The 26,088-nt window shown below is 64.1% G+C and carries 27 protein-coding genes, 1 tRNA gene and 1 pseudogene; 13 read left to right on the forward strand and 16 right to left on the reverse strand.

The window, feature by feature from the left end:
- Window positions 1-5: 5 nt before the first annotated feature.
- The 9 genes from M529_RS38715 to M529_RS38760 form a co-directional block, all read right to left on the reverse strand.
- Window positions 6-587, reverse strand: coding sequence for a hypothetical protein (locus tag M529_RS38715; RefSeq protein ID WP_021318646.1), 582 nt, complete (start codon window positions 585-587; stop codon window positions 6-8).
- A 40-nt stretch (window positions 588-627) separates the two neighbouring features.
- Window positions 628-1,704, reverse strand: a complete 1,077-nt coding sequence (locus M529_RS38720) for a phage protease (protein ID WP_021318647.1) — start codon at window positions 1,702-1,704, stop codon at window positions 628-630.
- A 59-nt stretch (window positions 1,705-1,763) separates the two neighbouring features.
- Window positions 1,764-2,384, reverse strand: a complete 621-nt coding sequence (locus tag M529_RS38725; protein WP_152522614.1) for a hypothetical protein — start codon at window positions 2,382-2,384, stop codon at window positions 1,764-1,766.
- Window positions 2,385-2,490: 106 nt separating this feature from the next.
- Complete coding sequence (locus M529_RS49295; protein ID WP_152522615.1) at window positions 2,491-3,171, reverse strand: hypothetical protein; 681 nt, start codon at window positions 3,169-3,171, stop codon at window positions 2,491-2,493.
- Window positions 3,172-3,749: 578 nt separating this feature from the next.
- Window positions 3,750-3,986 (reverse strand): hypothetical protein, encoded by a 237-nt coding sequence (locus tag M529_RS38740; RefSeq protein WP_021318651.1) that lies wholly within the window; start codon window positions 3,984-3,986, stop codon window positions 3,750-3,752.
- A 153-nt stretch (window positions 3,987-4,139) separates the two neighbouring features.
- Window positions 4,140-5,114, reverse strand: a complete 975-nt coding sequence (locus M529_RS38745; protein WP_152522616.1) for a lysozyme family protein — start codon at window positions 5,112-5,114, stop codon at window positions 4,140-4,142.
- Between the two features lie 842 nt (window positions 5,115-5,956).
- Entirely contained in the window at window positions 5,957-6,280 is a 324-nt protein-coding gene (locus M529_RS38750) for a hypothetical protein (protein ID WP_021318654.1), read from the reverse strand.
- Between the two features lies 1 nt (window position 6,281).
- A complete protein-coding gene (locus tag M529_RS38755; RefSeq protein ID WP_021318655.1) occupies window positions 6,282-6,587 on the reverse strand; it encodes a hypothetical protein in 306 nt (101 codons plus the stop codon).
- The gene (locus M529_RS38760; protein WP_236617696.1) at window positions 6,584-7,021 is read right to left on the reverse strand and encodes a hypothetical protein; all 438 of its coding nucleotides are present in this window, start codon (window positions 7,019-7,021) and stop codon (window positions 6,584-6,586) included. Before M529_RS38760 ends, M529_RS38755 begins: the two co-directional genes overlap by 4 nt.
- Before the next feature lie 57 nt (window positions 7,022-7,078).
- Here M529_RS38760 and M529_RS50335 point away from each other — a divergent pair, with 57 nt between their 5' ends.
- Complete coding sequence (locus M529_RS50335; RefSeq protein ID WP_236617697.1) at window positions 7,079-7,294, forward strand: hypothetical protein; 216 nt, start codon at window positions 7,079-7,081, stop codon at window positions 7,292-7,294.
- A 17-nt stretch (window positions 7,295-7,311) separates the two neighbouring features.
- Here the strand turns inward: M529_RS50335 and M529_RS38765 are convergent, their stop codons facing one another.
- Window positions 7,312-7,602: a helix-turn-helix domain-containing protein gene (locus tag M529_RS38765; protein WP_021318657.1), complete on the reverse strand. Its 291-nt coding sequence runs from the start codon at window positions 7,600-7,602 to the stop codon at window positions 7,312-7,314.
- A gap of 41 nt (window positions 7,603-7,643) precedes the next feature.
- On the opposite strand from M529_RS38765, the gene M529_RS49300 reads away from it, so the two are divergent.
- The 3 genes and pseudogenes from M529_RS49300 to M529_RS38780 all read left to right on the forward strand — a co-directional run.
- Window positions 7,644-8,183 (forward strand): helix-turn-helix domain-containing protein, encoded by a 540-nt coding sequence (locus tag M529_RS49300; RefSeq protein WP_152522617.1) that lies wholly within the window; start codon window positions 7,644-7,646, stop codon window positions 8,181-8,183.
- Between the two features lie 44 nt (window positions 8,184-8,227).
- Entirely contained in the window at window positions 8,228-8,680 is a 453-nt protein-coding gene (locus M529_RS49305; protein ID WP_152522618.1) for a hypothetical protein, read from the forward strand.
- 543 nt (window positions 8,681-9,223) lie between these two features.
- A pseudogene (locus M529_RS38780) lies at window positions 9,224-9,730 on the forward strand (Sir2 family NAD-dependent protein deacetylase); the annotation flags it as partial.
- A 27-nt stretch (window positions 9,731-9,757) separates the two neighbouring features.
- Here the strand turns inward: M529_RS38780 and M529_RS38785 are convergent.
- From M529_RS38785 to M529_RS38795, 3 genes are all read right to left on the reverse strand, one after another.
- The gene (locus tag M529_RS38785) at window positions 9,758-10,783 is read right to left on the reverse strand and encodes a FecR family protein (RefSeq protein WP_021318662.1); all 1,026 of its coding nucleotides are present in this window, start codon (window positions 10,781-10,783) and stop codon (window positions 9,758-9,760) included.
- Window positions 10,701-11,306, reverse strand: a complete 606-nt coding sequence (locus M529_RS38790; RefSeq protein WP_031295110.1) for a sigma-70 family RNA polymerase sigma factor — start codon at window positions 11,304-11,306, stop codon at window positions 10,701-10,703. Before M529_RS38790 ends, M529_RS38785 begins: the two co-directional genes overlap by 83 nt.
- A 180-nt stretch (window positions 11,307-11,486) precedes the next feature.
- Complete coding sequence (locus M529_RS38795) at window positions 11,487-11,678, reverse strand: hypothetical protein (protein ID WP_021318664.1); 192 nt, start codon at window positions 11,676-11,678, stop codon at window positions 11,487-11,489.
- A gap of 123 nt (window positions 11,679-11,801) precedes the next feature.
- On the opposite strand from M529_RS38795, the gene M529_RS38800 reads away from it, so the two are divergent.
- The 6 genes from M529_RS38800 to M529_RS38825 all read left to right on the forward strand — a co-directional run bounded on the left by M529_RS38800 (window position 11,802) and on the right by M529_RS38825 (window position 19,808).
- Window positions 11,802-11,886 (forward strand) — tRNA-Leu (locus M529_RS38800).
- Between the two features lie 70 nt (window positions 11,887-11,956).
- Window positions 11,957-13,576: a trigger factor gene (gene tig / locus M529_RS38805; RefSeq protein WP_021318665.1), complete on the forward strand. Its 1,620-nt coding sequence runs from the start codon at window positions 11,957-11,959 to the stop codon at window positions 13,574-13,576.
- Between the two features lie 141 nt (window positions 13,577-13,717).
- On the forward strand, window positions 13,718-14,695 hold the full coding sequence (locus M529_RS38810) for a glycosyltransferase family 2 protein (RefSeq protein ID WP_021318666.1): 978 nt from the start codon (window positions 13,718-13,720) through the stop codon (window positions 14,693-14,695).
- Between the two features lie 89 nt (window positions 14,696-14,784).
- Entirely contained in the window at window positions 14,785-15,420 is a 636-nt protein-coding gene (gene clpP / locus M529_RS38815; protein ID WP_021318667.1) for an ATP-dependent Clp endopeptidase proteolytic subunit ClpP, read from the forward strand.
- 133 nt (window positions 15,421-15,553) lie between these two features.
- The gene (gene clpX / locus M529_RS38820; protein ID WP_021318668.1) at window positions 15,554-16,822 is read left to right on the forward strand and encodes an ATP-dependent Clp protease ATP-binding subunit ClpX; all 1,269 of its coding nucleotides are present in this window, start codon (window positions 15,554-15,556) and stop codon (window positions 16,820-16,822) included.
- A 361-nt stretch (window positions 16,823-17,183) separates the two neighbouring features.
- Window positions 17,184-19,808 (forward strand): TonB-dependent receptor, encoded by a 2,625-nt coding sequence (locus M529_RS38825; protein ID WP_021318669.1) that lies wholly within the window; start codon window positions 17,184-17,186, stop codon window positions 19,806-19,808.
- A 114-nt stretch (window positions 19,809-19,922) separates the two neighbouring features.
- Here the strand turns inward: M529_RS38825 and mtgA are convergent, their stop codons facing one another.
- Window positions 19,923-20,618: a monofunctional biosynthetic peptidoglycan transglycosylase gene (gene mtgA, locus M529_RS38830; RefSeq protein ID WP_021318670.1), complete on the reverse strand. Its 696-nt coding sequence runs from the start codon at window positions 20,616-20,618 to the stop codon at window positions 19,923-19,925.
- 45 nt (window positions 20,619-20,663) lie between these two features.
- Window positions 20,664-21,953: an MFS transporter gene (locus M529_RS38835; protein WP_021318671.1), complete on the reverse strand. Its 1,290-nt coding sequence runs from the start codon at window positions 21,951-21,953 to the stop codon at window positions 20,664-20,666.
- A gap of 80 nt (window positions 21,954-22,033) precedes the next feature.
- Between M529_RS38835 and M529_RS38840 the strand changes: the two genes are divergently transcribed.
- On the forward strand, window positions 22,034-22,591 hold the full coding sequence (locus tag M529_RS38840) for a TetR/AcrR family transcriptional regulator (RefSeq protein ID WP_021318672.1): 558 nt from the start codon (window positions 22,034-22,036) through the stop codon (window positions 22,589-22,591).
- A 1-nt stretch (window position 22,592) separates the two neighbouring features.
- On the opposite strand, the gene M529_RS38845 is transcribed toward M529_RS38840, so the two are convergent.
- Window positions 22,593-23,420 carry a helix-turn-helix transcriptional regulator gene (locus tag M529_RS38845; protein ID WP_021318673.1) on the reverse strand — a complete coding sequence of 276 codons (828 nt, stop codon included), beginning with the start codon at window positions 23,418-23,420 and terminating at the stop codon, window positions 22,593-22,595.
- Window positions 23,421-23,516: 96 nt separating this feature from the next.
- On the opposite strand from M529_RS38845, the gene M529_RS38850 reads away from it, so the two are divergent.
- Window positions 23,517-24,401 carry an SDR family oxidoreductase gene (locus tag M529_RS38850; RefSeq protein ID WP_021318674.1) on the forward strand — a complete coding sequence of 295 codons (885 nt, stop codon included), beginning with the start codon at window positions 23,517-23,519 and terminating at the stop codon, window positions 24,399-24,401.
- A 169-nt stretch (window positions 24,402-24,570) separates the two neighbouring features.
- Entirely contained in the window at window positions 24,571-25,920 is a 1,350-nt protein-coding gene (locus tag M529_RS38855; protein WP_013039775.1) for an IS1380-like element ISSp1 family transposase, read from the forward strand.
- Window positions 25,921-26,088 lie beyond the last annotated feature (168 nt).

Consider the following 26,088-nt stretch of genomic DNA (forward strand, 5'->3'; position numbering starts at 1 on the left):
GCGGCTCAGTTGGCGGGCCTGACCGCGCCGATAGCGGCGTTGATCTCGTCTTTGAGACGCGTTGCCTCCGCCTCCAATTTGCGGAGCTTGCTATCGACTTCACGCAACTTCGCCATCCGATCCATTTTTTTCATGCCGTGCTTCGCGGCGGGCCAGATCCGTTCGACCATTGCAGGCAGTTGTGCCCGGATGATGTCACGCATAAAATAGGTCACGGCAGCGACGTCGATCTCCCTTTGATCCTTGCCAAGCGCGGAGAATGGCAAAATAGCGCCCCTATCCGCAGCAGGGGGCATGCCGCCGATCATCAACAGGGACGGTTGGGCGTTCCCTACCTTCTCGGCGGCGCCAGGCTCGCGCATCTCCCTATCGGAGAGGAACCAGGACATCCTTCCTAAAAAGCTCGCCTCGGCGTTAACCAGGCCACGCTCAAATGCCGCCACAATCTCCTCTGTGTGTACTGGCGCCCATTCGATCTTATTGCGCTCGGCCTTTGCCTGTTCGATCTCTCCCGTGACCTGCGCCAGCTGGTTCTTGGTTGCGGCAAGCGCGCTGGCAAAGCCGTCGATCATTTCGCTCAGTGACATGGTACGTCCTTTCAAAGGTGGGGTTGGAGGGCCGGCCGGGTCAGGCCTGCTGATCGTTCTTGGCGGCAAGGAAATCCGCGTGGCTCATGCCGATCTTCGCGCAGACCGCGACCTCATCGGCCGACAGGGCCGTGAATTTGGCCGGGACTGGGACCTTGCGCGGCGACAAGCCGGCCGCGACGCCGGCCGGTACGTAAGGCTTGGCGGCAAGGAAATCGGCATGGCTCATGCCCAGCGCCGCGCACACTTCGATCTCTTCGGCCGACAAAGCCGCGTGCGTTGGCGGCATGGGTGCCCCGAGATGCAGGAGCGAGGCCGCTACCGCCACGGGCACGTCCAGCTTGGCGGCGAGGAAATCGGCATGACTTAGGTTGAGGGCCGCGCAGGCGGCGCGCTCGTCGGCGGACAGGCGCTCCATTCCCGTGCCCCGGTAGAAAGAGGCGGCGATGCCCGCGCGCTCCGCATCCTCCTCCATCTGGCTGATTTTCAGTTGCAGGTAGGCGGCGAAGTCGATCCCTATCCTACGGGCATGGTGCTGCTCTTCTTCCGTCAAGGCTGTCTGAATTTCGCCCGGTGAGCCGCGCGCGGCTGCCTTCAGTTCCTCCAGCGTCAGCGGCTGGAATTCGCCTTCCACCAACCTACCGCCCATACGGATGGCAGCCGCGACGGCCGGCAAGTCGATCGCGCCGATCGTGACAAGGGCGGCGTTCTTTAGTTGCAGGACCTCGCCTGTCTTCCCCGCCAGGAAGAGGGGGCTTAGGTAACGATATTCGCGCGCGGCGATCTTCTGTGCGGCGGCGCTGGTCCATTCCACCTCGGCATAGATGCCGTCCGGTTCGGCGGTGAGGGAGGAGGCCTTTGCCCACCCGGCCGCGATTGCGGCCTGGTCCCGCTGCACGGCATGGCCGTAATCGAAATTGAAGTCTGCCGATCCCAGCCAGGCGCGCGTCGCGTCAACGATGCGCTCGGCATGCTGCTGGTCGCGGACAGTGTAGGGGCCGCGTCCGTCGCGCATTTCGATCCGCCCGACCGGCAGCAGCTTCACCCGGCGCGGGACGCCGCCAACCGGCGCCATGTCGATCGGGCTGGCGGCCACCTCAATGAACAGATCAGACATGGGCATTCCTTCCACGGGGAGGGCTTGGGCAAACGGCGGCGCGGGAGATGGTGAGGGCTTCAACCATACTGGTTCCAGCGCCGGCCCGTATCGAGTGCCGGCAATCTTCCGACAGCCCTCAGGCCCGCCGCTAGGAAACGGGCGTGGCGCTCGGACATCCCGACCAGGGTGGCCACTTTCCTATTCGGGAGTCCTGCCAGCTTCGCCCACCGGATGACATTCTGGTCCGCGCGGTTCTTCGCCGTGCTAAGGCTGGGAACGTCGATGCTGCAGCCGCCAAGTTCCTCCGCGATCAGCTTCGCTTGGGCCACGCCAACGACTTGGGCGAGTTCGCAGTCGGGCGTTATGTTGCGCGGGATGCGGACATAGATTACCGTCCCACCAAAGGCAGACTGGATTTTGTCCGCGACCTCTCGTCCGCATCTGCGCCGCGCGGTGGAAAGAATACATTGCCGGTCTGCATCATCCCAGACTTCATCACCGTCTTCGATGAACTCATTATCTATCATCGCCGTCCCTTTCCTGACGACGAATAGATAACCGGAGAAACCTCCTACTACAGGAGGAGATATCTCCTCCCGATGCTCTATTAGCGGGCGCTTTCGCTTCATCGAACGCCAAGTCGCGCCGATTTTCACCGCGCCATTGACCGGAACGGCAGTGGTGAGGGGATTAAGCATGGGCCGCCCCCTTTGAGGACGGCGGCAGCAGCCCGCGTGGGCCGTGCTTGACGCGCCGGGCAACGGCTGAAATCGCTTTGGATGCAGCGGAGCGCTCTGCAAGGGATCAAGCATGACCGCGTGCCCTGGTCGTGGGCGCCGCGTAGAGCCCTGCCGTTTCGGGAAGCGCGGCCGGCGACAGATACCCGGCCCGGCGCAGCCTGCCGACGATATAAAGTACCTGTTGCCGCTCGCCGCCGATCAGCCCGGCCACGGTATCGGTGCCAAGGCCAGCCAGCTTCGCCCAAGCGATCACTGGCCAACGTTGCTGCACATCGGAGCGCCCGCCGCACGTTATGTTTACGCGGCTTGCGGCCTCGGGGCAGGACGCGAAGCTTTCATAGCCCATAAGCCGCCATAAGGGCGACTGTTCCCGCTGGGGCAGTCTGCCGGCCGCGCGCGCGAGGGCGAGGATTTTGTAAACATAGGTCTCTGTGCAGTCGGCATGCCGGGCGGTTTCGCTGCGCGACAGCCCAATTCGCGCTGCCCAAAGGATAATCGCTTCTCGCGATTTCGTGGTAGGCCGGGGGACATAGTGGCTTGTCCGATGAAGTTCCGCGCAGACTTTCAGGGCCGCTTGCAGTCCGATTGCCCTTACGAGAGGGTGGGCGGCACGAATTGCGTTGGCCGCTGGAATATAGATGCGCTGCCCTCCAAGTTGCTCTTTGAGGCTTTTCAGTGCATCATAACCAGCAACACGCGCAACGGTGTCAACGAGGCTGATACTGTCACTGTCGTCGCTCGGCATGAGGGCTCCCCGCTTGGAAGCCTTGTTTAGATCAACTGTATGATGCGCCCTTACATCAACGCATTGAGGCGATCCGGGGGAATGTCGCCACGCCGCGACAAGTGCCTGGTGGGCAATGTCGCGATGGCCTGACCGTCCGTAGCGCGGCGGGACGCGCGCCGGCTCGCCATTGAGAGGGGAGGCCGGGGCCTGAATATGCCCTAGGAGCGATTTAAAAGGGCCTAAGAGGGCAAGCGGGGGAAATTTCCGAAGGAATGGGCCTTGAGCGCCCCGCGCCCTTCTAGCGGGCAATTTTCCGGCCTTATGCGTGTAATGGGCATGCCGGCCGGAATAAGGTGGGGTCCGAAGGGTGCCGGCAAGCCGGATCGGTTTGAGCACCCGAGTTCGGAATGCTCCACAATCGGACCCCTCGCGGCGGCATAGCGCGCATCGCTTCGCGATGCAATCAACGAGGGGTTGTCCGCCTTCCGGGGGCGCCTGTGGTAGGCGTTGAAGCTGGCCTAGGCCGGTTGGATCGAGCGCCGCGAGTGGCGGCGCGCCACGGTCCTCCGGAGGCCTGAAAGGCACCCGGAGGAGCCTTACGCGGCCCGCCTGCCCCGCTGATCGTCGGCGCCGGCAGCAGTGCATAGCTGGGCAATCCGCCCGAAGGCCCGCTCGGCCTTTTCAAGCCGTGCCTTTGCCGATCGGGCAATCGCCTCTACAATGTCGATGCGCTCGCCAGCCATGTTCTCGATTGCGTCCAGCAGGCGCGCCAGATCAGCCTGTATCTCCATCACGTCGGCGACGTCGTCTATGAGCGAAGGGCCGTTGATCATTCTTCCGTTTCCTTCTTGATGGACCGTGCCCGCAAGCGCGCGATGGTCGCGGCGAACGCCGCCATGCGGGGGTCAAGCTCTTCCGATTGCGCGTTGCGCCTTGCGCAGGCCGGCGCAGCGATATGGCGGAGGGAACCCGCCTCCATGGCCGGCCTACGCATCGCCGCCGCTCCACCCGCCCAGCCCCTTCAACCGATCGACCGTCGCGGCCAAGCCGCCCGGCGCCGGTTGTGCGAGTGTGGCGGCGCCGGTCGATCGGTATTGAGCCTTGGCCGCCTCCTGGTAGGCGATTTTCAGCACGGGCATCCCCGAGGCTGCATTGGCAAGCACGACGTCCAGCGCCGCCCTCGTCTTCTCGCCCAGGATGCCATCAACTTTCAGCGGCGGAAGCGCGATCAGGAACTTGGCCAAGCAGCCGTTGAGCGCCCGTTGCAGCAGCTTCTTCGCCGTGACCGGGTCGCCGTTGACGCCTAGATCGAACAGCATTTCACCGATCGGGCGCGGGAAGCTCTCCGCGTCGAGGCGCTGCCAGATGCGGGCCAACTCCACCGTGGCGGCAAATCCGCGCCGTGCGGGCCGCGCTATGTTGGCGGCAAGGCTTCCAGGCGCCGGTCGCGAGGCAGCCTCCAGTCGGCTCGGTCGCGCAACGGCGGCCTCCAGCCGTCCCGGCAATGCGAGCGCGCCCGGCCGATCCCACCGGACGCGATCGGCGGCCTCGCTCCACCGGCTGGCCTGCGCGCGCTCGAACGAGGCCCGAAGGCTCCCCCAAGCGCCCGTCACGCGGTCGCGATTCGCGATCACATGGGCGGCGCGCTCGTCTGCACTGTCGGGAATCGCACCGCGATATTTCCGGGTTGCCCAGGGTGGGCAGCGCGGCGCGTCCACATAGTCATGGACGGCGTGCATGCCCTTGGGCGTGTAGGCCTCCACAAGCTCGCTCGTGCGCCCGCGCTCCACCGCAGCCGCCCATTCATGATAGGGGATTTTCAGGACTAGCCGGGCCTTCAAATCCTGCGCGCGGCGGGCGCGGCGGATAGCGTCGGCGGTCTGCGCCTGAATGTCGCCGATGCGCTCGGCAAGCGCCCGGTTGGAAAACGAGTTGTGATTGGTCGGGATAGGTGCGTGCATGCCCATGGGGAATCCCTCTGCCTCAGGTGAGTGACGAAAATCGGTGGATGACGCCGCTGGACTGGGGGCGCCGGGAACGAAGCCGTGCGCCGCGCGGGTCGCTTGGCGTGAAAGCCTGATACGCGGTGCAAAACTGCACCCGCGTAGGGTCGCCGGCCGATACGAGTGCAAACTTTGCACGCGTATGCCCGCACGCCCGAGCCATAGTGCGGACACCTTGTCCGCAGTATCCGGCGGGATGGATGCCAGTGCAAAGTTTGCACTGGCACGGCGGCTCGGAAAGGGCCGGTGCAGCGGCAGACGTTGCCGCTGCACCGGGGCGGAGGGATAGTGGTGCCAAGTTGGCACGGCTATCGGCGCGGCCGCATGCCAGTGCCAACTTGGCACTGGCATGGCGAAGCGTGGCGCTCGCCTCCTGTACGGCGGACATGATGTCCGCCGTATTGCGATCTCCCCATGCGACTGCCGGGATGGCAGACGCATGCCCTGCCGCTACCGGCCGCGCCGATGCGAGGGTAAAAATTACCCGCGTATCAGCCAACGGCGGCGCCAGCCCGTCCGACGTGAAGTCGTGAAGTGGGGTAAAGATTACCCGACTATCGGCTGACGACCGCGCCGCCTGGGCGGCATACGGCGGCAAAGATTTCCGCCGTATCGGCCCGCCCGATAGTCGGCTCAATTTGGGCGGACTATGCCGGGGCGTTGCGGGTTCGCAGGGCGTTGCCGCGCGGCTATACTGCGGCAAAGATTTCCGCAGTATCGGCCCGGACCATACGCGGCTCAAAATGAGCCGCGTATGGTCCAGGGCAGCGGTCGGAGCGGATTGGAAGCGGGCCGCCATGTCAGTTCACCGCTCCGGCGCCGGCCACCAGATCGGCGACGCTGTGAATGTTCCCCGCTTGGATCAAGTCCGCGACCTTGCCGATAAGATCGCGGTCGAGCGCGGCGACGATGGACCGGACGGCAAGGCCATGCTCGCGCGCCCAATCCTGTTCCGTTGCCTCCTCCAGAAACCGGCGCAGACGCAGCTCCGCCACGGCGCTGGACGCCGCGACCTCGCGCAGCGCCATGCCCAGCGCCAGCCCGGCAATGTCCATCAACTCGTCTTCCGACGTGTAGGAGCCAGCGGACTGGAGCAGCGCGGCGGGGTTTTGCGGGGGCGCCATGTCAGTTCGCCCCATTGGGGCCGTAGACGGCGGCCCGTTGATCATCGTCGCCGAACAACACCTCGTAGAAAGCAATCCGATGCTCGATATCATCGTCGAGCATGCCGGCGATGACGCGCGCCCCAAGCGGGTGAGCATCTCCCACAGCAAGGTCTAGCGCGTCGTTCAGAAGGTCGGCGATAGAACGCGCGACAGTGATGTTCATCGCGGCAATTTCTTGCAAAGCCAACGACAGTTTCATGCCGGCTATGTCGGCATAGGCTTGGTCCCTCAGCGAAGGGGCAGGATCATTGTCGGACGCGCTCACTTGTCGTCCACTCGCTGGAGGCGGGGCCGTGTGATGACGCCCGCCAACGGGTCCAGCGCCTCTTTCCAGAACCGGCCAAGGCTGGACCGCGAAGGCGCGCGGGATATCCCGAATTGCTCTTGCAGCTTTGCGACCGCGTCGCTGATCGTCATGCGGCGATGCAGAGCGACAACTGCCGCCATGACCGGCTCGTCGTGGTGCCACTTCGAATAGCGCTGGCGCCGGACGTTGCCTTGCGCGTCGGTGTAGCGGAAGACAGTGGGCGAGCGCGGTAGCGCCTGCGGCATGGCGGGGTTGGTCCACGCCTTGTGAGCATCCAAGATCGCCGACATATACTCGACCTTCTGCCGCAGGTCGGCCAACTCTTCGCGGGTCGGATCATAGACCGGCTCAGCTAGCCGGCCATGCCGCCACGCATAGAACACATCAGCCATCTGCTCCTGCACGGCATCAGCGTTGGGTGCCTCGCTCCACATGCAAAGCCGGTAGGCTTGTCGCTCGTTGAGGAAATATTGGGTCGTGGGGCGACCGCGCTGCCCATTTTGCACGCGCTGCGTGCAAATTGGTCCATGCTTGGAAAGGCGCGCCTCGTGCTTCTTGATCGTGTCGCGAATATTGCGCGGCTGAGCCATGCCCAGCACTTCACCAAGCCGCACATCCAGCACTCGCGGCTGTCCATCCATTTCGCGCAGATCGGTAGCGCATAAAACCAATGCACCCATGTCTAGATCACCCCCGCATTTTGACGGTGCGTTGCCTTGGGCTTTCGGCTAACAGCGTGGGTGACGAGTTTTTTGTAATAGTGGGTGGACACGCGATGCAGAGGGATATTCAGTTCATCCGCGATTGCCTGCGCCGTAACCAGCCACGGCGTATCGAAGTTGATGACGCGAGAGACCGAACCGACTTGCAGGCCTTTTTCCAGTTCGAACCGCTTCATTGTGCGGTAGCGCATGCGAATGCGCGCCTTAATTTCTTCCGGGTGAACGGGGCCGTCCATAGGCTGATGGATCATCACGCTTTCTCCATAACAAGTCGATAACATCGCGATTTGTTATGGAATTGTCAAACGACAATGATCGGTTAGCGGCAATTGACGCCGAAATCCTGAGTATGCGCGAAAGCGTGGGAGCGAAAAGCGAGAGCCAACTCGCTGAAATGATTGGAGTTAGCCAAGCCTCGATTAGCCAGTGGCGGAGGCGTGGTAAAATTCCCGAGAAGGCCCGGCGTCGTGTCGAGAGCTACCGGACGCTGGGCCGCGATCGGCTTGCGGCAAAGGATCGGGCCGAAGCACTCGGACCGCAGCGCATGTTTGAAGGGCGCTGCCTCGCCCTGTTCTTGGCTCCGTCGCGCGATGCGATCGAAACCAGGCGCATCGCTCTGCCGCACTACGAAGCGCAATGGCGCGAATATGCAACGATCTTTGAGCGCATATGCCTCGCCTGCGCGGAGGAAGTCGCGGAAAGGCAAGAGAAAATAGGCGGCACCGTTGGCGAGGCGATGGCTGATTTGACAAGGGACGATCCAGCCGACCTACTTGCCCGCGTGATGGACCGGGCGCGCGCTCCTTTGAAAGAAAAGCTTTATCAGGGATGACGTAATACGGGATACTATCCCTGTTCCATTAGGGGGTTAGGTAGATGAAGCTGTCCAATAGACAATTTTATGTCGTTGCTTCGGTCCTGATATTCCTAATAGTTCTTGCGATATCTGGGCAAGGCGGCGGCGGTCAGCCGGGCGTTGCTATGGAAAATGGAGCAGCTGCGGCGGAGGCGAAAGAACTGGCGGCAGGCGAAAAACGGGACGAGGCGCGCGGCTTCCATTGCCTAAGCGATTGGGACGGCTCAAACGGCTCTCTTGTCGAGCAGGTTAAAGAAAATCTGCGGAACCCCAAATCCTTCGAACATGATGAGACCCGCATATGGCCTGCGCGGCGAACCGGCTACCACCCCGCCCGCATGAAATATCGTGCAGAGAACGGCTTCGGCGGCATGAACGTTGAACAAGTTATGGCCGCGATAGACCATAAGACTTGCGCGGCCACCATCATAACTAATCCCGACCAAATGAACGATTTACTGCCCAGCATTTAAGCGACCGCGTTGGCCTGGTCCCAGGCGCGTTCAGATTGTGGCCCCCCTTGTCGCTCGGAAAATCGGCCCACTTCCCGCCCGCGCGATTCCGCGTTCCTGAGTAGGCGCTAAGCCTAGTGTCGCGGATTTCCGCCGATTTTCGAAACTGGGACCCTCGCCCGGAACTGGGACCCCAACCGGCCCACTTTCCTTTTGCGATTCGTCGCCGCGAGAGGGCACGCCGCCCCCGATTTTTCCGCTCTTGAAAGGCCCGAAACGCCCAATTAGAAGGCTTTTAGAAGGTTAGGCCCCGCAAGGCTCTTAAACCCCCTTAGTGGGCCGCGACTCCAATCGGTCTGGTCCCACCTATGTCAAAACGGCCTGTCACTCTAGACATAGGCAGGCCGCAGGGCACGTAACGGCGGTTTCGGGGCCGGATAGTAAAAGCCCCCTGTTTTCCGTGGCATCCGTCCCGCGTTATCTCGCATAATGCCGGGTTATCCCGCCCCACCGGCCAACCCAAGGGCCGTAAAACCCTTCTAAATCCTCGTGTCCCCTTTCACTGAGGTGCGACCCAATCCGGCGCATGAGGCACTGGCGGCGCTTGATCGGGCATGGGGCGGCGGGTTGCTCATCGTGACCCAGAATGTCGACGACCTGCATGAGCGCGCCGGCGCCCGGCGGCTGATCCACATGCATGGCGAGCTGCGTTCCGCGCTCTGTGCCGCCTGCGGGCGTGCGGAGCCATGGAGCGATCCGCTGCCGCCGGGAACGCCATGCGGCGGTTGCGGCGAGCCAAGGCTGCGACCCGATATCGTGTTCTTCGGCGAGATGCCCTATCAGATGGAGGCGATCGACGCGTCGCTGCGGCAGGCGGATCTGTTCGTGTCGATCGGGACATCGGGCGCGGTCTATCCGGCTGCCGGCTTCGTCCAGACGGCGCGGCATTATGGCGCGCGCACCGTCGAGCTCAACCTGGAGCCATCGGCAGGCAGCTTCTATTTCGAGGAAAGCCGGATCGGGCCGGCCAGCATGTTAGTGCCCGATCTGGTGCGGGAGTTGCTGGGCTAGGGCCTCCTGTCCGGTGTTCGCACCTGCTCAGGATCTCGCCGTGTCGTCCTGCAGCTTGGGTTCGTCGCGATAGAGCAGCATCACCGATCCGTCCTCGCCATCGACCGCGCGGATCGGCAGGCTGAGTTGAAGGGCCGAGAGGAATTCCTTGCTGTCGGTGATGCGGAATCGGCCGCCGATGCGCAGGCCCGACACGCGGGTGTCGCCGATCAGGATCGGTGTCCTGCGGTAGCGGTTGAATTCGGCCGTGGCCTGCTCGATCGTTTCGCCGTCCAGCTCGACCATCTGCTCGCGCCAGGCGGTGCGTTGGCCGATCAGGCGCTGGCTGAGCTGGGTCAGCGCGATGGTGCGCGGCTGGATGACCGCGCCGTTCCCCGCGCTCACCCTCTCCTGGCGACGATCGCCGCAATGGACGGTGACGGTGCCTTGGGTGACGGTCAGCTCGACCAAGGCCGGGCGCATCCGCACGTTGAAGGCGGTTCCCACCGCGCGGATGAGGGCAGAGCGGGCCTCCACGTCGAAGGGCCGGTTCTTGTCATGGGCGATGTCGAAGGACGCCTCGCCCTTCACCACGCGCACCCGCCGGCCGTTGTCGGTGAAGCGGACCTCCACCTCGCTGTCGCTGTTGAGGTGCAGGGTGGAGCCGTCGCTGAGCGCGACATCGCGGATCTCGCCCACGGCGGTCTGATAACGGTCGATGCCGCTGAAGGTCCGCACGGTAACGATGGCGGCGACGATGAAGAGGAGCACGGCCACGCCGGCGGCGATCATGATGTTGCGGGAAAGGCGGCGCTGCTGCTCTTCGCTGACGATCGCTTCGAGCGGGGGAAGGTTGACCTCGGCGGCAGCGCTCTTCAGCCGCTCGGCGGCTTCCCATGCGGCCTCGGCGCGGGCGAAGGCCACGGCATGGCGCGGATCAGCCTCGATCCACCGGCACGCTTCTGTTTCGGCTTCGGGGGTAGGGTCGCTGTTAAGCCTGGCCAGCAGGCGCGCGGCTTCCGCTTCGATCGCGTCCCGGCCCTCGCAGCCCGAATTTGGTCCCGACGCCTGCACGCTCGAAGTCCGTTTCCTCACGTTCCGCCCAGGCCCGCATAACTATTGCGATTGCTTTGGCTAGATGTTTTTCAACCGTAGAAACGGACAGCGACATTTCCTCCGCTATTTCCAGCATCGATTTTTCGTGGATGCGGCGAAGGATGAATACGCGGCGACATTGGGTCGGCAGCGAATCGACGATGCTCTGAACCTGGCGCAACGCTTCGCGGGCGTGGAGCTGGGCTTCCATGTTGTTTTCGCCCTGCAGCAGTTCCAGGTCGGCGATCGTCTCGAAGCTCACCACTTTGTTGCGGCGCGCGGTATCGATCACCAGGTTGCGGGCGATGGTGAAGAGATAGGCCCTGCCGGTGGTGACATTTTCCCAGTTTTCGGTGGCATAGGCGCGGGCGAGCACCTCGGCCACCATGTCCTCCAACTCATGGGTGGACGGCAGGATGCGGCGCAGGCGCCCCCGCAGGGCTGCCTCCTGCGGCAATATTACGGTCTTGAACCATTCCAGCTTGGCGCGAACCCTCTGCACGTCGACCCCCATCTCTTGTCAGCCGTGCCTCCCCCGATTTCTTTTATCTGTCATAGTTCAATCATGGATTCGCGGGGCTGTCCAGCGCGGGAGGCGGCATTATCGGAGCGATCGTCCAAAAAGTTCCCGCCGCAGGTTAATTAATTGTGGATATGTGGCCTGCCGCGCACAGTTGTTGCATCAGTCGGGCGGCAACTCCACCGGCGCGCTGTCCGGCTGGTCGAAGTCGGGCCCGACAGGGGCGATTTCGGGCGGCTCTCCGGCAGGGCTTTCTTCCGGAGTCGCAGGAACGGGCGTTTCGGGAGGCGATTGCGGTTCGATGGTGTCGGGGGCGGGAATGCTGTCGGGGCCGGTATCGGGGCGGGTGGCCATGGGTTTCTCCTCTGCGGGTTGGTGCCAGGGCTTACGCATGGGGAGAGGGCGCAGTTCCCGGCCTTCCACTATCCCTTGCCTCTTATCGCGCTTTTCTCTATGCCGCGCCGACCGGCGACCGATGCGGGCGTGGCGAAACTGGTAGACGCGCCAGATTTAGGTTCTGGTATCGCAAGATGTGGGGGTTCGAGTCCCTTCGCCCGCACCAGTTGCGCCAGATCCACGGCATCATGCGGCGCCATCCGGATTTCAGCTGAAGAAAGCGTTTGAGAGAAGAGATGCAGACTGTCGAGACGTTGAATGAGGGCCTGAAGCGCGCCTATACCGTGACCATCACGTCGAAGGACATCGACGCGCGCGTGGAAAAGGAAGTGATGGCCATTGCGCCGCAGGTGCGCATGCCCGGCTTCCGTCCCGGCAAGGTGCCTGCGAACCTCGTCAAGAAGATGCATGGCGAGGCGCTGCAGCGTGACGCGCTCAACAACTCGATCCAGGAAAGCGTGCAGAAGCTGATCGCCGACCAGAAGCTGCGTCCCGCGATGCAGCCGTCGGTCGAGCTGGACGAGGGCTTCGAGTTCGGCAAGGACGCCGAGCTCAAGGTCGAGCTGGAAGTGCTGCCCGAGATCGCCGCCCCCAGCATCGAGGGTCTGAAGCTGGAGCGCCTGACCGTCGAGGTCGCCGACGCGCAGATCGAGGAGGCCGCAGGCCGCATCGCGACCCAGCAGGGTGCTCTGGAGGAGCATGGCGAGGGCCACAAGGCGCAGGACGGCGATACGCTGGTCATCGACTTTGTCGGCAAGGTCGATGGCGAGGCATTCGAGGGCGGTTCGGCGCAGGACATCCGGCTGAAGCTGGGTTCGGGCCAGTTCATCCCGGGCTTCGAGGAGCAGCTGACGGGCGTGGCCAAGGGCGAGGAAAAGACCATCGAGGTCACTTTCCCCGAGGATTATGGCGCTGAGCATCTGGCCGGCAAGGCCGCGACCTTCGACGTGACCGTCAAGTCGGTGCTCGACGGCGACAAGCCCAAGCTGGACGACGAGTTCGCCAAGTCGCTCGGCCTGGAAGGGCTGGACCAGCTCAAGGACCTGCTCAAGGGCCAGATCGAGCAGGAGCATAACGGTCTCACCCGCACCTATATGAAGCGCAAGCTGCTGGACCAGCTGGCCGCTTCGCACGATTTCGACGTCCCGCCGAGCATGGTGGAGGCGGAATTCCAGCAGATCTGGGCGCAGCTCCAGCACGAAGCCAGCCACGAGGAAGATCCCGAGGCGGCGCTGAAGGAGATGGAAGCCGAGAAGGAAGACTATCGCGCCATCGCCGTGCGTCGCGTCCGTCTGGGCCTGCTGCTCTCGGAGATCGGCCAGGCCAACGGCGTCACCGTTTCCGATCAGGAAATGAATCGCCTGATCATGCAGGCTGCGCAGCAATATGGTCCGCAGGACCGCGAGCGCTTCGTGCAATATGTGCGGCAGGACCCGATGGCGGCCGCCCAGCTGCGCGCGCCGCTCTATGAGGACAAGGTCGTCGACTTCCTGTTCGACAAGGCCGAAGTGACCGACCGCGCGGTGAGCCGCGAGGAACTGGAAGCGGCGATCGAGGCGGACGACAGCGACCTGAAGCCGCACGTTCACGGCCCCGACTGCGGCCACGATCATCACGATCACGACCATGCCGAAAAGCCCAAGGCGAAGAAGGCTGCCCCCAAGAAGGCCGCTGCCCCTGCCGAGGAAGCGCCCGTAGCCGAGCCGAAGGCGGAGGAAGCCGCCGAGGCCGCCCCCGCCAAGCCGAAGAAGGCCGCCCCCAAGAAGGCCGCCGCCGCCGAGGGCGAGGCCGTCGCGGAGAAGAAGCCGGCCGCCAAGAAGGCGCCGGCCAAGAAGGCCGAAGCCAAGGCAGAATAATCAGGCCTCGTGCCGACAGGAAAACGCCCGCCTTCCCCGGAAGTGCGGGCGCTTTTCATTTCCGGGCCGCCATGGCAGACGGAATCTTAATCATGATGGTCCATGCCGGCATGGCGGAAGGGCTGAGGGGTAGTGGATCGGATGAAGGAATTTCCGGCGGTCGGAAGCGGGGAGGGCCTGGCGTCGCCCCGCATCGCGGTGATCCTGCCCTGCTATAACGAGGCAGGGGCGATCGTTCAGACGGTGGAGGATTTCCGCCGCGCGCTGCCCGACGCAGACATCTATGTCTTCGACAACAACAGCTCCGACGGCAGCGGCGCTTTGGCGGCGGCCGCCGGCGCGATCGTCCGGCGGGTCTATCAACAGGGCAAGGGCCATGTCGTGCGGCGCATGTTCGCCGACGTCGACGCCGACATCTATGTAATGGCGGACGGCGACGCGACCTATGAGGCCGCTGCGGCTCCGCGCATGGTGGCGGCGATGCTGGAGGACAATCTGGACATGGTCGTCGGCGCGCGCCGCAGTGAGGTGGAGGAAGCCTATCGCCGCGGCCATCGCTTCGGCAACTGGGCACTCACCGGCCTGCTGAAGCGGCTGTTCGGCCGCAGCTTCACCGACATATTGTCGGGCTATCGCATCTTTTCCCGTCGTTTCGTCAAGAGCTTCCCGGTCCTGTCCGCGGGCTTCGAGATCGAGACCGAGATCAGCGTCCATGCGCTGGAACTGGCCATGCCCGTGGCGGAGGTCGTCACCGCCTATGGCGCCCGTCCGGAAGGATCGGTCAGCAAGCTCAGCACCTATCGCGATGGCTGGCGCATCCTGCGCACGATCATCACGCTTTACCGCATCGAGCGGCCGGTGCTGTTCTTCGGCATCATCGCGGCCGTGCTGGCGATCGCGGCCCTGATCCTGGCGGCGCCGCTGATCGTCACCTATGCGCAGACGGGCTTGGTCCCGCGCTTCCCGACGGCGATCCTGGTCACCGGGCTGATGATCCTGGCCACCTTGTCCGCGATGTGCGGCCTGATTCTCGACACGGTGGTGCGCGGCCGGCGCGAGGTGCGCCGGCTTGCCTATCTCGCCTTCCGGGCACCCGGCGACCACGCACGCCGCGACTGAAGCCCGAGCGGCGCCCAAGCCCCCTTGAACCGTCCGCCTTTTGTGCCGATGTAGGGCCTGGGCAAAAGCAACCACCCTGAAAGAGCACAATGACCGATATCATGTCCGATCCCATGGCCGCGTTGGTCCCCATCGTCATCGAACAGTCGAATCGCGGCGAGCGCAGCTTCGACATCTTTTCGCGCCTGCTGCGGGAGCGGATCATTTTCGTCACCGGTCAGGTCGAGGACCATATGGCCTCGCTGATCGTCGCCCAGCTCCTGTTCCTCGAATCGGAAAATCCGAAGAAGGATATCTGGATGTACATCAACTCGCCCGGCGGCGTGGTGACGTCCGGCATGGCGATCCACGATACGATGAAATATATCCGGCCGCAGGTCGGCACCGTGTGCATCGGCCAGGCCGCGTCGATGGGCAGCTTCCTGCTCGCGGCGGGCGAGCCGGGCAAGCGAATCGCGCTCAGCAACGCGCGGATCATGATCCACCAGCCGTCTGGCGGCGCGCAGGGCATGGCTTCGGACATCGAGATCCAGGCAAAGGAAATCCTGCGCATCCGGCAGCGGCTGAACGGCCTCTACGCGACCTATACCGGCAAGCCGCTGGAGGAGATCGAGCGGGCGATGGACCGCGACACCTTCCTTGAGGCGGAGGAGGCGAAGGCCTTCGGCCTGGTCGACGAAGTGTTCGACCGGCGGCCCGCGCTCGCGGAGACAACCGAGGGCTAAAGGCTATCTTTACCGCGGCGCGCCACTTCTCCCCTTGTGAAACCGGCGCGCCACGGGTTAGGATGACCATTGGTCCAGAATGTCCCTCGCCCAAACCGGCATATTGCCGGCGGCAGGGCAGAAAGAATGGCGAATGACTAAGCTGACAGGCTCCGATTCCAAAAGCACGCTTTACTGCTCCTTCTGCGGCAAGTCGCAGCATGAGGTGCGTAAGCTGATCGCGGGGCCGACCGTGTTCATCTGCGACGAGTGCGTGGAACTGTGCAACGACATCATCCGCGAGGAGACCAAGGGCGGTCTCGTCGGGAAGAAGGATGGCGGCGTGCCGACCCCGCAGGAAATCTGCGATGTGCTCGACGACTATGTGATCGGCCAGAACCGCGCGAAGCGCGTGCTCTCCGTCGCGGTACACAACCATTACAAGCGCCTCAACCACGGCACCAAGCCGGGCGAGGTCGAGCTGGCCAAGTCCAACATCCTGCTCGTCGGCCCGACCGGTTGCGGCAAGACGCTGCTGGCGCAAACGCTCGCCAAGACGTTCGACGTGCCCTTCACCATGGCCGACGCGACGACGCTGACCGAGGCCGGCTATGTCGGCGAGGATGTGGAGAACATCATCCTCAAGCTGCTCCAGGCCTCCGACTATAATGTCGAGAAGGCGCAGCGCGGCATCGTCTATATCGACGAGATCGACAAGATCAGCCGCAAGGCGGAGAACCCCTCCATCACCCGCGATGTGTCGGGTGAGGGCGTGCAGCAGGCGCTGCTGAAGCTCATGGAAGGCACCACGGCGAGCGTTCCGCCGCAGGGCGGCCGCAAGCATCCGCAGCAGGAGTTCCTGCAGGTGGACACGACGAACATCCTGTTCATCTGCGGCGGCGCTTTCGCGGGCCTCGAAAAGATCATCGGCGACCGCCTGGAAGCCAAGTCGATCGGCTTCGGTGCCCATGTCGCCGCTCCCGAAGAGCGCAAGACCGGCGAGTTGCTGCGCCAGAGCGAGCCCGAGGATCTGCTGAAATTCGGCCTGATCCCCGAGTTCGTCGGCCGCCTGCCGGTGATCGCGACCCTGGAGGATCTGGACGTGGCCGCGCTGGTCAAGATCCTGGTCGAGCCCAAGAACGCGCTGGTCAAGCAATATGGCAAGCTGTTCGACATGGAGAATGTCGAGCTCAGCTTCACCGATGACGCGTTGACCGCGATCGCGAAGAAGGCCATCGAGCGCAAGACCGGCGCTCGCGGGCTGCGTTCGATCCTGGAGGCGATCCTGCTCGACACCATGTTCGACCTGCCCTCGATGCAGGGCGTGGGCGAAGTCGTGGTCGACAAGGATGTGGTTGCCGGCACCAAGGAGCCGATTCGGGTCTTCATCGAAAAGGACAAGCGGGCCGAAGACGCCGCCTGACCCAAGCGATCCATTTTAACGAAAAGGAAAAGGCTGGCGCATTGTCGCCGGCCTTTTTCGTTCAGGTTCCGTGCATCGCACAAATTTTCCCGTTGCGTTGCAAAATTGCACCAGTGTGCGATTTCAGGATAAAATCTCCGATTTTTCAAGCAAAACCAATATGTTGATTCGGAGGTCAAGCCCTGCCGCGGTGGGGCGCACACCGGCTGACGCCCTTTATGACAGTCTGGATTCCGCATTGTAACAAAAATGCAATCGACGCATCACAGGGGCGTCGCCAGAGGCCGCCACAGGCGGCGCCGGCTCCAAGAGCACGATATAGCGGCGCGAAGCGCCACTCTTGAAAAGGGACAAGGGTCTTATGAAGCAGTTTCTGATGGGCAGCGCAGCGATCATCGCCATCGCTATGCCCGGCATGGCGTTCGCGCAGTCGACCGGCTCGCAGGATTTCGAAGACGCGATCGTCGTCACGGGCGCGAAGGTGAACCGGGGTATCGAAGGCATCGTCCTGCCCGACACCACCAAGGCCAAGGGCGTCCTGACCCAGGACATCATCTCCAAGCAGGGTTCGGGCAACACCATCCTGAACGCGATCAACCTGATCCCGGGCGTCAGCTTCCAGAACAACGACCCTTATGGTTCGGCCGGTGGCCAGCTCAACATCCGCGGCTTTGGCCCGGATCGCGTCTCGCTGACCTTTGACGGCATGCCGCTGAACGATACCGGCAACTATGCCATCTATTCCAACCAGCAGCTCGATCCCGAGCTGATCGAGGAGATCAACGTCAATCTGGGTTCGACCGATGTCGACAGCCCCACGGCGGCAGCCTCGGGCGGCACGGTCAACTATCGTTCGATCGTTCCCACGGACGATTTCCACGTGACGCTGGTGGGCGCGGCTGGCGCCTACGACATGTTCCGCCTGTTCGGCCTGATCCAGACCGGCGAGTTCACGCCCTTCGGCACCAAGGCATGGTTCTCGGCCTCGACTACGCGCAACGACAACGTGTTCAACAATTTCGGCGTGATCGACAAGCAGCAGTACAACGCCAAGGTCTATCAGCCGATCGGCAGCAACGGCGACTTCGTGTCGGTGGCGGGTCACTTCAACTCGAACCGCAACAACTTCTTCGGATCGCTGCCGCTCCGCGTCGACACCGACCAAGGCCGCAAGGCTGGCCCGAATTCGGGTGACCGTTACCCGATCACCAAGGCCGAGCGCTTCTACACGCTGGCCCCTTGCACCGTTCCCACGGGCGTCGCTGGCCGTGCGGATGCAGCGGGAAGCTGCGGCACCGTGTTCGATTATCGTTTCAACCCGTCCGACACCGGCAACATTCGCGTCAACTCGCGCTTCACGCTGTCGGACAAGCTGGTCCTGACCGTCGATCCGAGCTACCAGTATGTGAAGGCCAATGGTGGTGGCACCGTCGTCGGCAATGAAGCGCGGCGCGACATCAATCCGGCCGGCTCGCCCGGCGCGGCCAACTGCGCCACCGCCGCGAACAGCGCGACTGTGCAGTGCCAAGCCGGCTTCTTCGGCGGCCAGGCCTATTTCGGCCGCGACCTGAACGGTGACGGGGACATCCTGGACCAGGTCAACGTGCTATCGCCCAGCCAGACGCAGACGCATCGCTTCGCAGTGCTGAGCTCGCTGCTGTACGATATCAACGACGACAACCGTGTCCGCCTATCCTACACCTTCGACCATGGCCGTCACCGCCAGACGGGCGAAGTTGGCCTGCTCGGCCGCACCGGCGAGGCACTCGATCCGTTCCCGGTCGATAATCCGCAGAAGGACGTCAACGGTGCGATCCTGCAGAAGCGTGACCGTCTGTCCTACGCCATCCTGCATCAGGTGTCGGCGGAATATCTAGGCAAGTTCTTCGATCAGGCGCTGACCGTCCAGGCTGGCATCCGCGCACCCTTCTTCAAGCGCAAGCTCAACAATAACTGCTTCACCAGCAGCGCGAGCGGCTTCGTCGAGTGTTTTGGCACCGACGGCACGATTCCGGGTAACGTCCAGACGCTCAATCCGGGTTGGGCGGCGCCGCAGAAGCGCACCTTCAATTACAACAAGGTGCTGCCGAGCTTCGGCGTGAACTACAAACTGACCCCGCAGGCCAGCATCTTCGCCAACTATTCGAAGGGGTTGTCGGTGCCCGGCACCGACTCGCTTTACAACTCCTTCTTCTTCCCGGTGGGCACCGACGGTTCCGACCCGAGCCCCGAGACGACCGACAGCTTCGACCTGGGTGTTCGCTACACCACCGGTCGCCTCCAGGCGCAGGCTTCGGCTTGGTATACGAAGTACAAGAATCGCCTGGCTTCGTCCTACGATCCGGAGCTGAACGCCTCCGTGTACCGCAACCTCGGCGAGGTCGAGAAATACGGTGTGGACGGCAGCATCTCCTGGGCGCCGATCGAATATTTCAACATCTACGCCTTCGGTTCGTACCTGAAGTCGAAGATCAAGGACGACATCCAGATCGGCGTCTGCCCGACCAACGTCTCGCTGGTCGCGGGTTGCACCACCGCCGGTACTCCGGTGTTCGCTCCGACCGCCGGCAAGCGTGAGAGCGGCGCCCCGGTCTACAGCTTCGGTGGCCGCGCCGAGGTGAACTTCGAAGGCGTGACCGTGGGTGTCCAGGCCAAGCGTACCGGCCGCCGCTACGTCTACGACACCAACCTGCCGACTTACCGCAACACCGCCGCTGCGCTCACCCCGGTGCAGATATATGGTGCCGCCGCTCCTGGTTACACGCTGGTGGATCTCGACGCCCGCGTCTCGCTGGAACACTTCGGCGCCCCGAACACCTGGTTCCAGCTGAACGTCAGCAACCTGTTCGACAAATTCTATGTCGGCGGTTTCGGCGGTGGCCTGAACCAGTCCTACACGGTGGCGACCGGCGTCTATGGCAGCCCGGGCTTCGTGCAGATCGGTTCGCCCCGCGCGGTGTCGGGCTCGCTGCACGTCAGCTTCTGATCGACCGATCAGGTCCGAACAGAAAGGGCGGGGAGCAATCCCCGCCCTGTTTCTTGGTATGATCCCTGGGGCATACCTGTCACCGACCCCCTCCCGGCTTTTATCGGGAGCTGTTCACTTCAGGCACCGATCCAGCCCATCCCGCTGCACCACGCCGATGCGGGCGGCGATGCTGTTGCCGTAGCGGCGGGTGAAACCGCCCGGGGCGATGGCGGCGCGCTTCTTGGGCAGCGGCAGGACGGCGGCGATGCGTGCCGCCTCGCTGCGGGTCAGCTTGCCCGCGCCGTGCCGGAAATAGCGGATCGCGCCGGCCTGTACGCCATAGGTGCCGATGCCGGTCTCCGCGACGTTCAGATAGACTTCCATGATCCGTCGCTTGCCCCAGATCGCCTCGATCAGCAGGGTGAACCACGCCTCGAAGCCCTTGCGGACGAAGCCGCCGCCCTGGATGAGGAAGACGTTCTTGGCGGTCTGCTGGCTGATCGTGGAGCCGCCTTGGACGCGCCCGCCACTGGCGTTGTGGCGCATCGCCCGGGCGATGGCGACCGCGTCGAAGCCGTGATGCTCGCAAAAGCGGCTGTCTTCCGCGGCGATTGCAGCGCGCGCCATGTCCGGGTCGATCGCATCCAGGCTGCGCCAGTCCTTCGTGATGCCGTTGGGATCCATCAGCATCGTCAGCGTGACCGGCGGCGGCACGAAGCGATAGAGTGTCACGATCACCAGCGAGAGCAGGACGAAACCCACGACGATGCGCAGGGGGATGGTGATCCATCGCGAGCGACGACGCGCGGGGGCGGGTTTTTCGGTCATGCCACCGTCGTAACGCGGCGGTGGGGCTGGGTTCAAGCGCCGGATTCAAGCGGTCGCGAGCGTTCCCGTTCTCCCACGGTTGATCAGCAGTACCATCGCCGCGCCGACCAGGCACAGCAGCCCCGCGCCGACGAAGGCGGGCATGTAGCTCTGCCACAATGTCCGGGAGAAACCGCCGCCCAGCGCCGCGCTGGCTGCGCCGAGCTGATGCCCCGCAAAGATCCAGCCGAAGACGATGTTCGCCTTCTCCGGGCCAAAGCGCTGCGCCGTCAGCTTGACCGTGGGCGGCACGGTGGCGACCCAGTCCAGCCCGTAGAAGACCGCAAAGATCGACAGGCTGTAGAGCGAGAAGTCGCTGAACGGCAGGTAGAGCAGCGACAGACCGCGCAGCCCGTAATACCAGAACAGCAGCCAGCGATTGTCGAACCGGTCGCTCAGCCAGCCAGACGCGAGCGTGCCGCCGAAATCGAACAATCCCATCATTGCCAGCATCGACGCCGCACCGACCGCAGCCAGCCCGTAATCGCTGCACATGGCGATGAAATGGGTCTGGACAAGGCCATTGGTGCTGGCGCCGCAGATGTAGAAGGAAAAGAACAGGATCCAGAAGGTCGGCATCCCGGCCGCTTCGCGCAGCACCTTGAGCGGGCTCAGCAGCAGTGCGCCGAGACCGGCCGGCTGGACGGGCGCGGGCTGGATCGCATTGTCGCCATAGGGCGGAAGCCCGAGATCCGAGGGCCGGTCGCGCATCAGCAGGAGAACGATCACGGCGGCCAGCAGGATCGCGCCGCAGACAAGGAGCAGCGCCGCGCGCCAACCATGGCTGGCGGTGAGGCTGGCGAGCAGCGGCAGGAAGGCCAATTGCCCGGTCGCCGTACTCGCTGAAAGCAGCCCCATGACGAGCCCGCGCCGCTGCGCGAACCAGCGCGTCGCGATCGTCGCGCCCAGCACCATGGCCGTCAGGCCCGTGCCCATGCCGATCACCACGCCCCACAGCAGGACGAGCTGCCACAGCCGGCTCATGCCCAGCGACAGCAGCAGGCCGCCAACGACGATTCCGAGAGAAATCAGCATCATGCGCCGTACGCCGAAGCGGTTCATGAAGGCGGCGGCGAAAGGGCCCATGCCACCGAACAGCAGGAAGCGGATGGCCAGCGCGCCCGAAATATCGGCGGCGCTCCACCCGAACTCCTTCTGAAGTGGCACGATGAAGACGCCGGGCGCACCCACCGCGCCCGCGACGACCAGCATGGTGAGGAAGGTCGCACCGGCCACCGCCCAGCCATAATGGACGCCTCGGTCGGACAGGCGAGCGGCAAGCACGGTGGACAGCATGAAACCCCCTTGATCCTCAGATTGCGGTTAGATGATATACGTCATATATAAATGCAAGGGCCAATCGGGACGCAGCGGATATGAAGGTCAGTCGGGAACAGGCGGGGCGCAATCGGGACAAGGTGGTGGATACGGCCGCCCGGCTGTTCCGCGAGCATGGCCTGGATGGCGTGTCGATCGGGGAGGTGATGCGCGAAAGCGGCCTCACCCATGGCGGCTTCTACAAGCAGTTCGGTTCGAAGGACGCGCTTGCCGCCGAGGCGACCGACCGCGCGCTCGATCGGAGCGCGGGTCGCTGGCGCGAGATCGTCGCGGGGGCAGCGGAGGGCGAGGGGCTCGCCGCCATCGCGCGGGACTATCTCTCCATTCGGAACCGAGACGCGCCGGAGACGGGCTGTATGCTGGTAGCGCTCGGGCCTGACAGTGCGCGCAAGGGCGGCGAGGTGGCGGCCGCCTTTCGCGGCGGATTCGAGGGGTTGGCCGGGATATTGGAGCAGGCCGGCGCGGATCGAGCGGAGGCGCTGGCACGGCTCGCCCAGATGGTGGGTGCCATGATTCTGGCCCGCGGCGTCGATGATATCGCCTTGTCGGAAGAGATATTGCAGGCGGCGGGCGGGGCGCTGAGGGCGGACCTATAGGCTAGCTCTCCGCCAGCATCCTCCTGATCGCATCCGCTTCGTCTTGCGTCGCGGGCGTGTAGACGACAAGCGTCAGGTCCGGCCTCCCATCTACCACGAAGGACGAATATTCGAAGCTGATCGATCCCAGCACCGGATGCCGCAGGCGCTTCAGGCCTTCGCCATAGCTGCTCACGGCATTGTCCTGCCACAATGCCGCGAATTCCGGGCTGCTCTGGCAGAGTTCCTCCACCAGAGCGGCGGCTTCGGATGCAGCGCCCGCACGGGCCACATCCGCGCGGAAGGAGGCGACGACGAAGCGCGCCACGGCGTCCCAGTCATGTTGCGCCGCCCGAACACGCGGGTCGCCGAAAATCAGCCGCAGGATGTTGCGCCGGTCAGGCGGCAGGGCGCTGTAGTCGGTCAGGATCGCGGCGGCGGCGCGGTTCCACGCGACCACGTCCCATGTCGCGGTCTTCACCAGCGCCGGACTCGCCTCCAGCGTGTCCAGCAGGCGTTGCAGCCGCGGCGTCGGCCCGTCCCCTGGCCGATAGCGCACCTCCGGCGGGCGTCCGAGGCCGATCAGAAACAGATGTTCGCGCTCGACCTCGGTCAGCATCAGCGCGCGGGCGATCCGGTCGAGCACGTCGGCGGAAGGTGCGCCGCCGCGTCCCTGCTCCAGCCATGTATACCATGTAGGGCTGATATGGGCACGCTGGGCGATCTCCTCCCGTCTCAGCCCCGGCGTGCGGCGGCGTGCGGAGGGCAGGCCCAGCGCTGCCGGATCGAGCCGACTGCGGCGATCGCGGAGATAGGTGCCAAGCGGGCTCTCGGGACGAGCGGACGCCATGAGGGTGGTATCCTTTATAACAGTATAAGGTCACTACTTTAACAGGATAATGTCTCGCGCAATATCGGCTCCAGATCAAGTACGGAGGTTTGGATCATGCAGATATTCGTGACGGGTGCGACCGGCTTCGTCGGGTCGGCGGTGGTGGAGGAACTGGTCGGCGCAGGCCATGGCGTGACGGGTCTTGCCCGGTCGGACGCTTCGGCGCAGGCCCTGGCGGCGATGGGGGCCGCGGTGCGCCGGGGCACGCTCGACGACCTCGATGCGCTGCGGGATGGCGCTGCGGCGGCCGACGCCGTCATCCATCTCGCCTTCAACCATGATTTCTCGCGCTTCGCCGACAATGTGGCGCAAGATCGTCGCGCGATCGAAGTACTCGGCAGCGCCCTGCAAGGGTCGGCCCGGCCGCTGCTCGCCACGTCGGGACTCGCATTGGCACGTCAAGGGGATGTCGCGACCGAGGCGGACCGGACTTCCCCGGACTTCCCGCGCCAGTCGGAGACTGCAGCCTTCGACCTCGCGGCGCGGGGCGTGCGCGCGTCCGTTGTCCGGCTCGCTCCTTCGACCCATGGGAAGGGCGATCATGGCTTCGTGCCCCATCTGATCGGCCTCGCCCGCGAGAAGGGAATCGCTGCTCATGTCGGCGACGGGTTCAACCGCTGGCCGGGTGTGCACCGGCGCGACGCCGCGCGGCTTTTCCGCCTCGCAATCGAACGCGGCGCCCAGGGTGAGGCTTGGCATGCGGTGGACGATGAGGGCGTGCCGTTCAAGGCGATCGCAGAGATCATCGGCCGGCGGCTGGGGGTGCCCACCGTCTCGCTCGCGCCGGAGGAGGCGGAAGCGCATTTCGGCTGGTTCACCTTCTTCGCCGGAATGGACATTCCGGCTTCGAGTGCGCAGACGCGGGCGGTACTGGGATGGACGCCGGAGCATCCGGGCCTGCTGGAGGATCTGGATCAGGATCATTATTTCGCCGGGTGAGGGCGACATCATGCGTCGGCGTCCGCTGCTGGGCGCTTTAGCCCGCCTTATTCACCAAAAGTGTCCTGAAGGGTTGGCGGGAGTGGCGTAAGCCTCTGATCTGAATTAGGAACTGGGTGTCTAAGCCGAACCTGCCGCAGGGCAGAAAATGCCACGGGCCACACCCGCCATGAACGATGATATCGCAAGCTCATTTGGATTCCCAGCAGTCGGCCGCAAGAAAATCACAGCTGCGTTCGACGGTGGCCGGCTTACCTCGGATGGCGGTGTTCTACTGCTTGCACAGGCCGAGCGCGCGATGGGGATTTGCCAGCGCCTGGCGGCTTGTATTGCCGATCCGCGCGATCCAGCGCGGGTGATCCATCGCCTGGATGACATTCTGCGTGCCCGTGTGTTCGCGATTGCGTGCGGCTATGAGGATGCCGATGATCTCGATGCTCTGCGCGACGATCCAGGCTTCCGCCTGGCGCTCGGCAAGCTGCCGGAATCGGGCGCGGGGCTGGCCAGCCAACCGACGATGAGCCGGTGGGAAAATGCACCGACTACGCGCGAACTGGCCAGCATGATGGCCGCGATGATCGACATCTACTGCGCCAGCTATCCCGCCCCTCCGACAGCGGTCACGCTGGATATCGACGACACGTGCGACGTCGTGCATGGCTATCAACAGCTCTCGTTCTGGAACGGGCATCATGGGGAGCGCTGCTTCCTACCGATCCATATCTACGACACCGCGACCGGCAGGCCGGTGGCCATGCTGCTGCGCACAGGCAAGACGCCTTCTGGAAAGGAGGCGGCGGGGCACATCCGACGCCTGGTGCGTCACCTGCGCCGTAATTGGCCCGATACCCACATCACTATCCGCGGCGACGGGCACTATGGTCGACCCGAGGTCATGGCCTACTGCGATGCGGCCCGCGTCGATTACGTGTTCGGCCTGCCCACCAATTCAGCGCTGCGCGCCGATCCCGCCATTGTTGCGGTCGCCGATGCCTGCGCGGTCAAGCGCGCCCAGCGTCAGTGTCCCGTCCTGCGCAACTATGCCGAGACCCGCTATGGGGCAAAGACCTGGAAGTGCCAGCGTCGCGTCGTTGCACGGATCGAGGCCAGCACGCTGGGCATGGACATCCGCTATGTCGTCACCTCGTTGGCAACAGGATCGGCCGAGCACATCTACGACACGCTCTACTGCGCGCGTGGTCAGGCCGAGAACCTGATCAAGCGCCACAAGTCCCAGCTCGCCAGCGACCGAACCTCGTGCCGCTCGGCCAATGCCAATCAGATGCGCCTGATACTGCACACTGCCGCATACTGGCTGCTATGGCGCATCCAGCAGGCGATGCCCAGGACCGCTGCTCTGGCAAGCGCGGAGTTTACCACCTTGCGCCTGCGGCTGCTCAAGGTCGCTGCGCGCGTCGTAGAAAGTGCTAGCCGCATCCGCATTGCCTTCGCTTCCGCCTGTCCGGATGCCGACCTGTTCCGCGCCCTCGTTCTCCGGCTGAAGCCTGCGCCGACGTAGCCCATGCGGCAGCGCCGCAGAACTCCGAGCCCAGCCCTTCAACCCGAAAAGCCCATCAATCCGAATGCGGTGAAACAAACGCCAGCGATGCCGGTCGTCCGCGCAATACAGCCAGCCGCAGCAAATGCCCAGAGCGGGCCCGAAACCGAGCGTCGTGAATAAGAGAGG

The sequence above is a fragment of the Sphingobium ummariense RL-3 genome, assembly GCF_000447205.1.
GTDB classification, from domain to species: Bacteria; Pseudomonadota; Alphaproteobacteria; order Sphingomonadales; family Sphingomonadaceae; genus Sphingobium; species Sphingobium ummariense.